The following is a 14,468-nucleotide window of genomic DNA, read 5'->3' as shown; positions in this document are numbered from 1 at the left end:
TTTGTAATCCATACCTCACTAGTGCAGTCATACCGTTTCAAGTTTACCATAAAGATGAGTATGAGACGGTTGAGTGTTACCTGAAAAGCTTCTCAATGTTAAAGAGCGTGCAAGTCATTTTCAAATTTGGAGATCCACAGTCACATATAATTCGTCATCTCTAAGCAGTTTGACTCAGCATCACCACTTTTCCAGGGCTAGCTACTCCGCTACGGATATTCGAAATCTGTATCCTGCGAAGGGATAACGAAAACTGTTACGATGAGCTTAAGAACCAATGGGGTTGGAGGGGGTAACTCTCAATTGTTCTTTTTCGACTGAATCAGCTTCATCAGGGTCTCGGATACATATGAATAATCAATGTGTTCCTGTTCGAGTCGTAGACCCCCATTTAATTTAAGTTTATCGACTAAAGCATCTTCCTCTGCAGATAAGTGTTTGAGTTGAGAGTCTTGGATTGTTTGGTCTGCTTTATGATACTGCTGCAGATCACTGAATCTATCCAAAGTGGTCTGATCCATCATTACAGAGGCTGCAATTGGGTGACTCTCACGGAACTTTGCTAAGATTGAAAAACCAGAAAGGTCAATATCCCCCCAATAGAAAAGCGTCTTCCCAGAAAGCCATGGAACCTTTGAAAGTCGATGCACAGCAAAACCATTCCCCATTATAGCCAGTGTTTTAGGCAAATCGGGTAGGGTCAAAAAAGGAACATGGTTCTCGACGACAATGACACACTCGAATTCATCAAAATAATGGTCGTTGGATGCCAACTCCCGAGCAGTTGCCATCGCATGACCGAATGGGAGCGTTTTTATCGAATGATCCAAGGATCGGAACTCGATCAAACTCTCCTTTGTCATTAATCCTAGTCGCTCTTCGAGTGTCCCGTCCTCCTGAATCAAGCATTCAGGTGCAAATTCGTGGGCGAGTTCTTCAAGTAATGGACGTTCTTGTTCGAGATATTTGGTCGGCACCTGAATGGGCAATTGCCTCGCATAGAGGCCAGGAGCTGGATTTGCCTTCAGATAGGTTAATATCTTGATGGCATTCTGAATAGCTTCAGCGGGCTTACGCATGAGTGCCAAATGCCCTGCGCACCAGGACTTTGCTCCTGGATCCCACTCACACATGATTCCTACATTTGATAAAAGTGCCTGAGCCTCATTTTCGGCCCCAACATACTTAAGGAAATCATCCAATGAGGCAAAACTGAGCTTCGCCGGAAATTCGTTTTTACCATGCCGCTTCGAATTCACGATCTCCCATTCGACGGTATATCCGAAACCAAGGCTTTCCCGACTCTGTGAGCGTATCAGACTGATCGTATCTCGCCACTCAGAGAGAGGTGCAGTTATCTTAGGCTTCGCTATACGAATCGGCAGTGGGAAAATCGTCTCCCCTTGAATCATCGCTCGCAAAACATCATTCAACTTCCTCGCGGCCTTATTACGTAAGTCATTCAAGGTCATCGCTCAGCAACTTCTCCCATCAGCTTCTCATACTCGTGCACATTCAAATTATGAATCTCTGAGTGCACACTAGGTCGGGTCACGATGTGGTAGCGCTCTACATACTTCTGCACGAGGTGAACCTTAGAGTCCAAAGGCTGCACTATAATGAGTTGCAAGCTGAACTGCTTGAACAACTCCAACAAGTAGGTCGAAAACTCATCATCTGTCTTACTGAACATCTCATCCACAATGACCAAACGAAAGGTTTCGGTCTGGTTTTCATTATTAAGTGAAATTCCATACTGATACGCGATCGCAGTTGCCAGGATTGTCGATGCGAGACGGTTCTTTTCACCTCCCGATTTGCCTGAGGCCCCAGAATAGCACTGAAAACTCTCATCATTATCTCGGTAGAACTCATCCGCTCTAAATTCAAACCAGTTGCGCACGTCGATCACACGTTGAGTTCTCTTCTCATCGCTGGCCAACTCATCTAACAGATTCCGAACTCGATTGAAACGCTCGTTGCGCGCCTCATCGGAGTCTTCGACATGTGCAATGTTTTCTAAAGCATACTGACGAATTCCCCGAAACCATTGCTGATGCTCATCATCAGTGCGCACTGGCACCAACTGGATATAGGAATGCTTATTCCGGTCAAAATCCACTTCCTTCAGGTGGAGATTCAGATCTTCAATTCGCCTTTTTATGGTTTCAGCGTGCTCCTGAAGTATACCGTCGAAGCTTGAAACATCCTCAATGAGATTTGTCTGCAACAGGTTCTTAAATCGCTTTTGGTTTCGAGGAAGATCCGCTTCTTTAATTTGCAGGCGCAAGCTATCAAATGGTTCGAAGAGTGCGCTATTGTAGCCTTTCAACTGGATCCCTTCTGCATACAAATCGTCATGTAGTTTCGAATCCTCATTCTTGATGCCATCTAGGAACTTCTGCATCTTGAACTTAGCTTTATTGCCCGCGTCATCCCGATCCCGTCTCGCGTTACGTCTCTTATCTTCGAGCTCGGCTGTTACTTTCTGGTTCACCGTTGCCAAACCCGCGACAGAAGTGGCCGGCGCATCAATCAACTCTTGAATGCTAGGTCTACGATCGTTGAACTTCTGTAGCCCTGCTGGGTCTTGGCTCACGAAGTCAATGAGGTGTTTGCAGTCCTTAATTCCTGTATCATTCAGTTTTTTGTTCCCATTCCACTCCCCGAAACGCTCACGTGCATTTCCGCTCTTCTCCGTCGCATCACGCTTCGCACCCTTGGCTGCTTTCAGCTGCTTTTGCAATCGACTCAATTCATCAGATCCAGCTTCCAGCTCCTTCTGTTCTAGGCGAAGCGTTTCTTGAGCGAGAGTTGGGGTGAAGTAATCAATCTCCTCCCAAGTCTCCGCAATTTGGGGTAACGCACCTATTGCATTGATTGCAGTATCAATTTCCTTCTTTCCGTTCGTTTGCTGGCGAATGGAGCTAAGTAGCTCATCTCTTTTAGTTTCAAGAGTGTCATGCTGCTTCTGCAGTGTATTGATTTTCCTCGAATTGTCCCAGCCAAGGACATCATTAGAGCGGTCATTAATATCGCGACGGTCATCCTTGCGGCGTTCAGAGCCCCTTTGCTTGATCAGTCCTCCAATCGTAATCGCCGCTTTTGCCTGATTAAAAACGTCATCTGGAGCTTCACAGCATTGGTGGTCAAAACGATAGCTAAGTTCGGCCGAAAGCCAGCTTTCAAATTCACCAATAGACTCATGTAACTCTAGCTTAGCGGCGACCGCGGATGAGTCCAGTTGTGGGTTTCGGCTGCGGGCACCACTTTCCACTACATGATATACCAATAAACCTTTTAAGTTGGTTCGGTGAGCATACTTGTCCACCTGCTTTCGTAAACGCCCGGGCACTAGCATACAAAGCGCAAAGCTATGCACCAGATGCTCTATCGGGCCAGTCCATCGCGTCTCATCATCTTTGACTTGAACTAGCTCCCCCACAAACGGCAGTTCCTTCGGACTCACGCCTAACGCATCCGCAATACGGCCGCGTATTCGTATTAGCTTGTCGCCGATATTGCCTTCACGTTCCTGAAGGCTACGCACTTCCGTATTAATCAGTGCCTGTTGTTCCGATAATTGCTCATACTCCGTATCTTTCTTTTTGAGAGTTACTTCGAGCTGCTTGGATTCTACTTTAAGCCGCTCTTTGTCCTTTTGAGCATCAGCCATGACTTGCAAAAAGTTGTCTTCCGACTGGCACACTAGGCCAGCTTGCCATGCCTCAACCTTTTTAATGAACCGCTCCTGACGTGGTTTTTTCGATTCAACGTCAGACTTCAGTCTCACCAGATCCTTCTCAATCTCCTGTAAGCGTCGACCAGCACTGCTCGACTCAATTGAGGACTTCAGGTCTTGGATGCGCTCCTCTTCTTTATCAGCTTTCTGTATCTCACTGACTTCTTCAGCTTTCGCCTTGGTCACCTCAAGGTCAATGACCTCGGCCTCAGCCTGACGAAGAACGAGTTCCGATTCTGCAAAGAAGAGAGGAGCCGCATCAATGCAACCTTGCCAGTGATCAATCTGATCCTCTTGCACGAGAACCGTATTGTGTAAGCTATGAATCGCATTCAGCTGATCAAGTCGCCTCTTTTCACGCTCAATACGCTCATAGGTGCGGCGTAAGTCCTCAAAACTAGCACGAAGACCTTCCAGTTGCTGAGGAGCACCACCGTCATCTAGCATATATTCACGGATGAAATTCGTTAGATTACTGATGTCCTTAATGCAGATCGCCTGATTAAAGATATCCATCGGATTCTTATCGGGCGAAAGGCTGAGTGCTTCATGGAAACGCTGCGAGTAAGCTGAAAAAGTATCAAGCGGTTCCAGCCCTCGTGCTTTCAATCTTTTACGCACTTCAGACGGCTCGCCAAGATCATTGAAATCCCCCTCGATGCTGAGTCGCTTTCTCACGACAATGAAAGCTCTATCCATTTTTTTAGCTGGAGTGAGCCAAATGACCTGAGCGAGAGTCACATGCTGATTATAAGTTTCATTATAGAAAGTGCCCAAGAGCACAGTCACAGATTTGCCCGCCTTACGTAACTGCTTCGCACGTCCGTAACCGAGGTTCTGATCATGCTCCTCAGAATAAGTGCCTAGGACATAGTCTTTTTCACTCCGCTCCTTGCGTTGCTTACGTTCACCACCACCAGCAGAGGCCTGGTTATAGTTTCGTTTTCTGCTTTCGATGAGTAGTGTGAGGACTGCGTCCGCCAGTGTCGATTTACCGGCACCATTGCCTCCACTTAGTAAACTCGTTCGGCCATCAGGCGAAAAGCTGTGAACACGGCCATGAAAAGTGCCCCAATTCAGAACGGAAAATTGATGCAGCCGAAATCCCGCCGTCGAGCGGTCTGGTGCATATTCGAGAGTCGCTTGTGTTTGTGCGTTCATTCTTCAGTTATCTCCTCTTGCTCTTGATTCTCATCGGCCACGTCATCGCGCCCTAGCTGCGCTTTCAAGCGATCTCGTATCGCCTCAATTTGATCCACTGGCAGTTTTGCGCGAAGGATTGGCTCTACTCGATAGATCACATCGCTTCGGTTTGTCACTGATCGAAGCACAGACAGTTCACTCAACCGAGCGATCGCTGCACGGACTTTTGCTTCAATCTTTTTCTCGTTTCCAGTTTCATCACAATAGAGCTGCATGAATTCCCGAATCTCTTGGAAGTCCAAATAAAGATGATCAGTGCCATCAGCTGATTGATCGTGCCGTAAAAGGCGCTCTCGTAATTCAAGGAGCAGAACCGTCGGCAAAAAGGACAAGGCATTCCGGCGCATCAATCGAGGAAGTGACGATTCTGCTTCACTCTCGGTTTCCTCATCTTCGTCTTCGTCTCCTCCGGACTCATTACGCAAGAAGGCATAGCCCGCATCTTCATCGAGCACTAGGTCGAGACCCATCATGTGGAAATGTAATTTGACCTTATCCTGATCTCTGAGCAACCGCGACCAAAGGTCACTATCCTCTTGATACAGTGGTCCGCGCACCAACTGCACGATGACATTACGAATAGAAATTACAGGCGTGTTCATCTTATAAAAACAATTTTTTCAAGTTCTGCATAGCGTGGCTGATGCGGACAATTCAGGTCCAATTCAATGGTGTCTGGATGGAATACATTCTGAGAACCTTCCCCAGCCACTGCGATATAGGCGACTACGTCTACGACTCCCGACTCAACCGGGAAGCGTTCAACCAACTCCCTCAGGCTAACTTGAGGCTGCTGTTCGAGCACGTTTGCAATACGTTTACGATATTTCGGAAGGTTCAGTGGTTTGCCAATTCGGCCAAGCGCTTCTTTGAGTGATTCTGAATCATGTGAGTCGTCGCTCTCGATTTCATCGAATCGGCCACGTTGCGGGGCTTCCCAAAATCCGACCTCCATCAAATTATTAAACCGGAGCGGATCCTCCCAATCGTGTAGCGCTACGTCATTAGGTAGTTCCCCACAGGATTTTGCCAGTAGACGAGCTTCGCCAAGTAGCTCCAGTAAATAGCGTGATTGCTTCGAGCTTTGCTCCTCGACGACTCGGCGCAATTGTCCAGTGATGCGTCGATAGATACTCGCCACGTGGTTCACCTCATTGAAAAGACGCCGTGGTAATCGATCAAATGGCATCGCATCTAGATTATGCTCGTGCGCCAGTGCTACAGCACGGTTCGTCAACGCCTGAAGCTCTTCACGGTTTTCCACCGAGGTCATTGATTCTCTAAATCCAAAATAGCTGCGCCCTTGATCCCGGCCCCGTAGTTCCTCATCCGCATCCAGCACATGTGCGACATAATCACCCTTTGATAGTTGTTGTTCCAAATGCAGGTTTTGAATCTCTCGCGACTGATCTCTGAAAGTTTCCTCGATCGCACGGAAGTCACTCATGAAGGCATCTAGATCTGCTTCCAAGTCATGTAAGGCATCTTTCACTGCCGCCGGATCCAGAGTATCAACTGTTCCGGTATCTCGAATCTGCTTCAGTTCTGCATCAATAACATCGCGCTGCTTCAACAATTCTTTGCGACGTGCCTCAGGGTCTGCATTCGTATCTCGATCAATCCGCCGCAACTCCGAAATTATACGCCCAAAACGAGAGTCCGAAGTCGTATAGCCTCTCTTGTCTCCACGTCGCAGATCTTCCAGCCAAGAGAGCGCCTTCTCAGAATGCTTTGTGAGTTTATAAACATAGCTCCTGTCTTCTTCAGAGAAGCGCTTCTGAAGCAGTTGATAGCCTTCCTCACACCATTGAGTCAGGTAGAATCTAGCATCCCGAGACATGACTTCAACATTACGCGCTCGCATCTCTAGCAACTGCTGATCCAGCAATGCTTCAAGATCTTCCTCTGCGATTTGGGTTAGACCGTTCTCTTTGAAAGACTGCTGAAAGAAGCTTAGTATGAAACCAGCATGCTGCATACGCAGCAGCTTGAGCGTGGGGCTATTATCAAAATATTGATCGAATTGGGATGCCATAAAGTGAATACTCTAATCTGATATGCTCCTAGAGCTTACCTAGCTTTCGGTAGCCACAGGCAGAGCAATTCCATAATGCTCACGGAGCTTACCTAGAACCTCACGATGATTGGCTTCTAGTTGAACTGGCGTCCACTGATCGTTCTGATTCAGCACTCGCAGTGAATTTGGGCAGGTATCAATTCGTTTCAGGAAATAGTCCTTTTTCTTATTCGCATAGTCCTTTCGCCCTTGTGAGGCATTTTTGTTGGTTGTGATCAGCACCAGATTACCCAATCGGTGTGTCCATTCTTCACGCTGTTTATCGGTGAAGTCCTGCTTCCATTGACTGGTATCCTCTGGAGTCTGAGGTAGGATGTGCTCAACAGAGAGACGGTCTACGCTGAGCTTTTGGGACTCATTGTGGTAAATATAATCCAGTTTCAATAGAAGGTAACGCGTAAACCTACGTCCATACACAGCAGACTCGATGGAACGGACAAATGCATCCTGATCTACATCGAAACAAGCGCTCTGCAATACCTCTTCAGGCGTAGCGCAAGATTCTACAACACGAATAACCTCATTCATATTCTCAATACGTGCTGTCGGTGTATACTGCGAAACCCAATCTGATGAAAACTTATTATCCAGAAGCGTTAAAAATTCTAGTATTCCATTGTATTTGAAACGATCAAAGTAGCGCAACAGTGGAGGAATCCAATCCGTTGATGGTAATCCTACCCACATGATTTTAATCAAGTTATCGAAGCGAAAGTTACCACCAACCTGTGTGACATTAACTCCATTGATCAAGGTTCCGTAGTGCTTTAAGTAACGTTCGACCATTTCAAAGGTTGCTTTCCCTTTTGTTAGCAACGCGGGCTTTAGCTGGCCCGTCTTCTTATCTTTTTCCTTTGGATTATATATCTTCTGATCATATTCGTCTAAAAGGTTCAAACGAGCTTTCTCTTTGACCAAAACCGTTCGAAGGTAGTTTAGGAACCGGTCAAACTCATCGCCCAATTCACCTTCAGCTTTTTCCCATAATTCAGCATAGCGCCGTTTCAGGCGCTCACTGTCTTGCTCACATTCTAAAGCACCTAGATTCTGGGATTTTAGAATGTCACTATTGCGGAGTGGCACACCACGGTCATTTAAAATCATGAACAAGCGAAAAGCGTCATCTAGGTCTTCGGTTGAAACATAAATCAATAAGACTTTATTGCGCAGGAACATCAAAAAGTCTTTCAGCAGAATTGAGTTTTCTGGATCAGACAGATAACGCCGTATTTCCTGTATGGCTTTCACCATGTTAGGCACAGACGGGTCTTCGGAACTATGAATCAGCGCTTCTAACTCTTCTTCTTGGGCAGTGCCTCCAGCTTTCTTTATGTATTCATTAACAAAATCCTGAACTGCCTCACGAATTGCGAACACGATGCGTGTGCGCTCAGGGATCTCATCGATATCGTCACCTTCTTGGAAAATAGCCTTCGTGCAACTGGCAGTGACCTTTGGCTCATCAGCCAAGTCACGAATGCATGCAAAAAGCATCAACATAGTTGTCATCCGCTGTTGGCCATCAAGTAGGTCATTCTCATCAAACTGTTGTCCAACAACGCTTCCAGCGCGCTTACTTTGGTAAACAAAAGAACCTAGGAAATACTCCTGATTAGGCTTATTCTTTTGAGCGAAGTTTAAATCGTCCAGTAAGTCATTTACCTGATCTTTACCCCATATGTAAGGGCGCTGATAATCAGGAATCCGGAACCACATATCCGAAAATATTTTTTTTACTAAAATCTTTTCACTCTTAATTTCGTGTTCTTGAGGCATCGTATTTGTATATAATTGTTTATTGAAAAATGAATAGAGTCACCGAAAATAGATCAGGGTCAGTCCAGCTTCACCTTCCGGCTTTCTTCCCAGTGGATTTCTAAGTCGAAGACCTGCTCGTCTGGTTCAATGTGCTCGTCGTCTGATTCACGCTGTTCTTTCAGCGCTTTTGAAATCGTTGCCGCATTTACCTTATTGGCCCATTTCGGATGCTCCAATGAACCAAGATCTTTCGACTCAAAGTGGTTTTTCCATGCCACAGGTTTACCATCTCGAATTATGAAATAAAGCACTTCGGCGGTGCGCCTACGTTCGCGTTCGACACGAATGAAACCATCGCGCAAAGCCTCTTCACCTTGTCCTGTGAGTTTCGCATGTTCATAATCTACACGGGTCCCTCTCATTAACATCTGCACAATAGATCGCTCTTTAGACAGCGTTTCACCTTCTCCCGATTCACACAGTTTGAATTGCTCCAATTCACTCCATGCTTGAGTGAGGAAGGCGGTATCTTTGAAAGCCATTTTCGCTGCAAGTTCTTTGAAGTCCGGTCGGTTGGGACTTTCAAAGCTCTTGAGGGTTTTCAATAGCAGCCATACAAAAGGGCTCAACGGTTGCGTCTTTACTGTGGTGAAAGAACAAATGATTTCAGCGGTTGGTGGGAGTGGCATATAAATAGGTCTCAGGTATTGGAGAACTTTTGATCGAAGTCGCTCATTAGTGTATTCAGTTCATGTTTGCTCAGTTGTTCATTTTGCCGAGGCTTGTGATTCTTCTTAGACTTGTCGTGTTTCTTATGCTGAGGGCGACGGTTCCCCTTCGGAGGTGATGCTTTTTTACGTTCGCCTCTATTAGAACTGACCGCTTGGAGAGTCGTGAAGGTGCCATACTGTTCAGCGATCTCGCGGATCGCCTGATAGGCGGGCTTTACTTCGGATTGCCCGATTTCCTCCGCTGGCACCTCGACTTGGCCGGAATCAAAGGTCTTCTTTCGACCGATGACGATGAGCAGCTTTCGGGCTCTGGAAATCGCGACATTGATGCGCCGGAAATCCTTAATGAACTCGCCGCTCAGATGGTCATCGGTGCGCGTGAGACTCACTATGATAATGTCCCGCTCACTTCCTTGGAACTGATCGACCGTATTCACACCTTTTGCCTCCAAAAAACGACGAAGCTTCGAGTCATTCTCTTCACGTAGCTTTTTTTGAATCTGGAGAATTTGTGCACGGTAAAGACTGATAATGCCGATGTCCTCGGTCTTGGGTAGCAGTGAACGTAATAAGTCCACACAGAGATCAGCCTCGGCCTCATTGAACCGTGATGTGCCTGCACGCTGATTTTCGACCGCTTGCCCTCGCAGGTCATGAGTGGAATCAATCCAGACCAAGTGCGCCCCGGGCTTTAACCATTTCTCACCCGAATGACTGGCCAAATGGAAGTTATGTTGCTTAAGCTTTGAAAGCTTATCATGGCCCGTCCCCGGCCGTAGCGGCTGATCTGCGTAAAACTGATTCACCGCAGCCATGATTTGTGGGTGCATGCGATACTGCTGATCCAGCGCGACGCGGGTGCTCGGATCGACGCTTTCGAATAGATGATTAAAATACGAGGTTGTTACCATCTCCTTGAAATCATCAAACTCCTGCTCAGTGATTTCACCGTTTTCAACTGCTTCAGGGAATGTCGTTTCCCGGAAGACTGGAGGTAATTGACGGTGGTCACCGACCAGTAAGGTTCGTTTGCCGAGCAATGCCGGCAGGATCAGTTCGGGCGGAGTCGCTTTACTCACCTCATCCACAATCGACAGGTCGAACACGGGGTTGATTTCCGTGCTACTGTAGAAGTCCGGCTTACCAGCCTCACTACAGGTCGCTCCGATGACGTTTGCATGCTTCCGATAATGTCGAATCGTCGGTTCATTCAGATCCTGCAGCTTGACGTTCTCTCGGAGGTGCGTCGTCCAATCATTCATCAAGGCCTTCCAAGTCGGATCGGTTTCCGATTCTGCGTCGACTTTCACTTGATTGGCACAAGCGCGCAGCCACCACCGCATATTTTCGTGAACTAGGGTGCTTTTGCGGTTCTGCTTACTGCTACTAATTCGAGCCGGACGAATGTGAGGCAGTTGTGGTAGCCGCTCCAAGGCTTGATCCACTGCGAGGTTCGCCTGTGAGGAAATCAAGATACGACCATCAAGGCGGCAATACTGCGATGCGATTTCAGCGATGACAGTGGTTTTACCTGTGCCCGGAGGGCCCCAGAGGAGCAATAAATCTTCCAGCGCTAACGCTTGCTTCACACAGTCCATTTGCTCCTCATTCGGATGAGGCGATGTATCCGCCTCAAATGCAGGCGGCTCACCATTGCAAGGAAGCGCAGCCTTAGCATCAAAGAGCCACGAGCGGAGCTGTGGGTTCTGGCTTTGAAACTCTGCAAGCCTACGAAGACCATTACGCTGCACGTCAATCGCCGCTAATTCACCTTCCATCGCAGCTTGCAATAAGCCTCGATCGGGAATGTCGCGCGCATCGTAAGTTTGAGCGCCATCCTCATTTTCAGCCTCGATGCAGATCCGCAACATTTCAGGCTGACCCGTCGGTGAGCCTCTCCGGCGAAGGTTGTAGCGGCCGCGACCGCGGGTGGCTTCTTGTTCATTGCCGACCGAGCGCACCGACTTAAATGCACCTTCAAACACCGCTCGTGGCGGTGTGCGTCTTGAGCGATCCTCTTCGTCCTCAGATTCGTCGTTTGGATCCGCAACGAGCTGTTCGCGCACATCTTCAGTGTAGAGCCGAATAGTTTCACCCACGAGCCGATTCTTGATCATTTCATAGACATGCGGATCTTCGAGCGTCAGTTCGACTTTACTGCCACGAGCGGTGACAGTAGAGCTTTTAAAAGTGTAGAGCTCATTCGCTTTACGCTCGGCCAGCTTTTGACGCCAATCGAGATAGTGCGTCCAACTACGGATGGCTTTTTCAATATCTGCACCGACTTCTGGCAGCTGTTGGATGAAATCCAGCCCCGCTTCGTCGGTTGTTATGGGTGATGCCCACGGATCTGAAGAAGGAATGACCAACTGAGCCAAGCACTCGCGCTCTAGGTGTTCGACCACGTCCCCCGAACGAGCTTCCGCCCCAATCACTACCAGTTGGTTCGATGCATCGAGTTCGCATACCAATGCTAGGCGGCTATGCTCAAACTGACCGCTCAATGCTTCTGGATGTGGCCGAAGGACGAATTGGCTTTTTTGCTGGGTGTGATACGCCCAGCGCCGGTAGATCAGAAAAATAAACGGCTTGAGTAGGCACTCTGTCACAAACTGCCGGAGCATGAGCATCTCTTCCTGGCGAGCCTTCCCAGAGAATTCGGTAGGTCCTTGATCCTCCTCGTGCAGGAAGGATACAAACTTTCGAGGCTGAGTTTCGAGTGCTTTTAGATAGAGTGCGATTTTCATTTCGACTTCGGTCTCTAGATGAGAGCATGTAAGGAAGATTATTAGCGCTTTGTAATAGTGCTTACTCGCTGGCTGGAATAAGACTTTGATGAATAGGGCATAATGAACTAACCCTGAGTATGATTTTCGTCGATATACTGGTCGCAAGTGTCGATAAGAAAATCGGGGACAGGATCATACTTCTGAGGTGACAGTTGGAACACTAGATCATTTTCGATGTGGAAGGTCTCACTAATATGCTTTCTTACGACATGATCTTCATGCTCCGCTTCAAGGAGCCTGAAGATCTGCACCTTTTCATATCCATTTTCAGCCTGCCGGTATGCAGCTACTATTTGGGTGTTATCGCCAATCACAGCGAGTAACTCATCGTAGGAAAAGCCTCCGACAAGCTCACTGACCTTACCCTCTACCTCGGATTTTTGTTCAGAGGTAAAGTCCACCTCATCATCCCCATTCTTGATGTATGGAGTTGAGGCTTTCTTGAAAAGGCTTGAAAGCATCTGATACTCCATACCTTTGTCATCAAGAATATCAAAATACCTTCTCAAGTAAATTAACCTGATAAGTTTGTTAGGATGTGTCTCCCTGACTGCATCACAAACCTGTTTAAAGCTGAGGACATCTCCATAGCTGATAGTCTCTTCGGTAAGAGAGCCATTGCGATTTCTGAGATAGCTTGCCACAGTAAACTCAGCGAATTTATCAGGCATGATCTTTACGGTGTCGATGACGGGTTCGACATCGTGCGTCAGCAAAAGAACGGTTTTAGACTTCAATGAGTTCGAGCCTCTAAAGAGCTTATGCAGTATCGAGAATTTCTTATTCTTATCGAATGAAGAAATTGGATCATCCAGAATTATCAAATCTGGGCTTTGAGCCAAACACTCATACATGAAGAGGATCACGGCAAATGCGTTTCTTTCACCATAGCTCAAATGCTGATCTCCATTTTGCACAGCCTTAGTTCCATCTGTATGTCTAAGCCGTAGTTTGATGTCGTTTTTCTCTCCTAGCAGTTCTACCTCATACTTGTAGCCAGCGTAGGACAAAAAGCCATTAATCTCTTTTTGATTATTTTCGATAGCGTCCTTAACAAGCCTCTCTTGTTGAGCAATTTGACCTTTAAGGAGGCCAATTTTATCGACAACTTCGGTGATGGAAGCGTCAACAGAAGCTACCACCTGCTGAGTCTTTTCAGAGTTTAGATATTGATAAAGGCTTATATCGATCTTCAGGGCGTTGATTTCTTCCTCAGCCCTGTCCTTATCCTTGAAGTCGAAATTCGATAGATTTTGTATCTTCTTTAGGTGATTTGAAAGAGCTTCCGCCTGTTGTTTCAGGGTGACGAGAAAAAGCTCCTCAGCTTCATTTAAACCTTCAATTTTCTTCACGATCCCTTCGAGGGTCGAAACAGTTGAAGTGGAGAAATAGTCTCCCAACTTTTCGATCACATCAATAATTGCACCGAGGTTTTCAACAGTCTTGCTGTTATATACCTCGCTGACTTTTTTGATCCTCTCCTTATTCTCCTCTGTAGGTGCTATGCAGTAAGGGCAACCACTGTCCAAATCTAAAAACGCGTTCCCTTGAGCCTGCCACTTCAACCATTTCACATTCGAATTCGATTTAAGATAGTTCGTGTAGCTCGAAAGCTCGTCAGGAATATTTTCCAGAATATTGCCATTCCCACCAAACGCCTTCGACATCTTACTATTTCCAGCCAACGCCCCCGCAGCAGTCGTGCGCATATCAGCAGCAAGTTGATCGAAATCTTTGATCGCCTGAGCCAACCATTCGTGCTCTTGAAAAACCTTTTTTGCATCTCCTATGAGGGCGTTAATGGCCTCCATCTTCTGAGTGTATGCAGGTGTCTTAATGAAAATCTCGAAGCTATTTTCAACCAGCTCTTCAGGTTTGAATACAAATTGAGTGACATACTCTTCGTTAAAAACCTTGACCGAACCAATCTCGTCTAATCCTGACACAGCAGGTGTATACTCATCCGTCTTGTCATTTTCATGCTTGAACGGTTTGAGTGAAGAGAGGTCTTCTTCGTCAACACTCAGCGTCAATGATCTAGCAATGGTGCTCTTGCCTGTTCCGTTAATACCTAGCTTGATATTCAGCTTCTTAGGCTGAATGCCGATCACTCCTAAATCGATATTGTTACAGTTTTTTATCTCGATGTTCATCTCTAATGGGCTTGG

The 14,468-nt window shown here is 46.9% G+C and carries 8 protein-coding genes; all 8 read right to left on the bottom strand.

From position 1 onward, the window contains the following. Positions 1 to 299: 299 nt before the first annotated feature. The gene (locus tag GZZ87_RS02770) at positions 300 to 1,472 is read right to left on the bottom strand and encodes a DUF3322 and DUF2220 domain-containing protein (RefSeq protein ID WP_162027798.1); all 1,173 of its coding nucleotides are present in this window, start codon (positions 1,470 to 1,472) and stop codon (positions 300 to 302) included. Then, the gene (locus GZZ87_RS02765; RefSeq protein ID WP_162027797.1) at positions 1,469 to 4,903 is read right to left on the bottom strand and encodes an SbcC/MukB-like Walker B domain-containing protein; all 3,435 of its coding nucleotides are present in this window, start codon (positions 4,901 to 4,903) and stop codon (positions 1,469 to 1,471) included. The genes GZZ87_RS02770 and GZZ87_RS02765 overlap by 4 nt, the downstream gene beginning before the upstream one ends. Next, the gene (locus GZZ87_RS02760) at positions 4,900 to 5,547 is read right to left on the bottom strand and encodes a DUF4194 domain-containing protein (RefSeq protein ID WP_162027796.1); all 648 of its coding nucleotides are present in this window, start codon (positions 5,545 to 5,547) and stop codon (positions 4,900 to 4,902) included. The genes GZZ87_RS02765 and GZZ87_RS02760 overlap by 4 nt, the downstream gene beginning before the upstream one ends. Further along, the gene (locus tag GZZ87_RS02755) at positions 5,544 to 6,980 is read right to left on the bottom strand and encodes a DUF3375 family protein (protein ID WP_162027795.1); all 1,437 of its coding nucleotides are present in this window, start codon (positions 6,978 to 6,980) and stop codon (positions 5,544 to 5,546) included. Before GZZ87_RS02755 ends, GZZ87_RS02760 begins: the two co-directional genes overlap by 4 nt. 39 nt (positions 6,981 to 7,019) lie before the next feature. After that, the gene (locus GZZ87_RS02750; RefSeq protein WP_162027794.1) at positions 7,020 to 8,798 is read right to left on the bottom strand and encodes a DUF262 domain-containing protein; all 1,779 of its coding nucleotides are present in this window, start codon (positions 8,796 to 8,798) and stop codon (positions 7,020 to 7,022) included. A gap of 59 nt (positions 8,799 to 8,857) precedes the next feature. After that, positions 8,858 to 9,385: a hypothetical protein gene (locus GZZ87_RS02745; protein ID WP_162027793.1), complete on the bottom strand. Its 528-nt coding sequence runs from the start codon at positions 9,383 to 9,385 to the stop codon at positions 8,858 to 8,860. A gap of 95 nt (positions 9,386 to 9,480) precedes the next feature. Beyond that, complete coding sequence (locus GZZ87_RS02740) at positions 9,481 to 12,258, bottom strand: ATP-binding protein (RefSeq protein ID WP_162027792.1); 2,778 nt, start codon at positions 12,256 to 12,258, stop codon at positions 9,481 to 9,483. Positions 12,259 to 12,365: 107 nt separating this feature from the next. Further along, on the bottom strand, positions 12,366 to 14,453 hold the full coding sequence (locus GZZ87_RS02735) for an AAA family ATPase (RefSeq protein WP_162027791.1): 2,088 nt from the start codon (positions 14,451 to 14,453) through the stop codon (positions 12,366 to 12,368). Positions 14,454 to 14,468: the final 15 nt, after the last annotated feature.

The organism is Lentimonas sp. CC4, from assembly GCF_902728235.1.
In the GTDB taxonomy this organism is placed as follows: domain Bacteria; phylum Verrucomicrobiota; class Verrucomicrobiia; order Opitutales; family Coraliomargaritaceae; genus Lentimonas.
Note: the sequence above shows the minus strand (reverse complement) of the source record. Positions and strands in the feature narration are given on the sequence as shown.

Excerpts from the sequence above, each read along its gene's own strand:
- GZZ87_RS02760 (WP_162027796.1), bottom strand. The coding sequence starts at position 5,547 with ATGAACACGCCTGTAATTTCTATTCGTAATGTCATCGTGCAGTTGGTG.
- GZZ87_RS02770 (WP_162027798.1), bottom strand. The coding sequence starts at position 1,472 with ATGACCTTGAATGACTTACGTAATAAGGCCGCGAGGAAGTTGAATGAT.
- GZZ87_RS02735 (WP_162027791.1), bottom strand. The coding sequence starts at position 14,453 with ATGAACATCGAGATAAAAAACTGTAACAATATCGATTTAGGAGTGATC.
- GZZ87_RS02755 (WP_162027795.1), bottom strand. The coding sequence starts at position 6,980 with ATGGCATCCCAATTCGATCAATATTTTGATAATAGCCCCACGCTCAAG.
- GZZ87_RS02750 (WP_162027794.1), bottom strand. The coding sequence starts at position 8,798 with ATGCCTCAAGAACACGAAATTAAGAGTGAAAAGATTTTAGTAAAAAAA.
- GZZ87_RS02740 (WP_162027792.1), bottom strand. The coding sequence starts at position 12,258 with ATGAAAATCGCACTCTATCTAAAAGCACTCGAAACTCAGCCTCGAAAG.
- GZZ87_RS02765 (WP_162027797.1), bottom strand. The coding sequence starts at position 4,903 with ATGAACGCACAAACACAAGCGACTCTCGAATATGCACCAGACCGCTCG.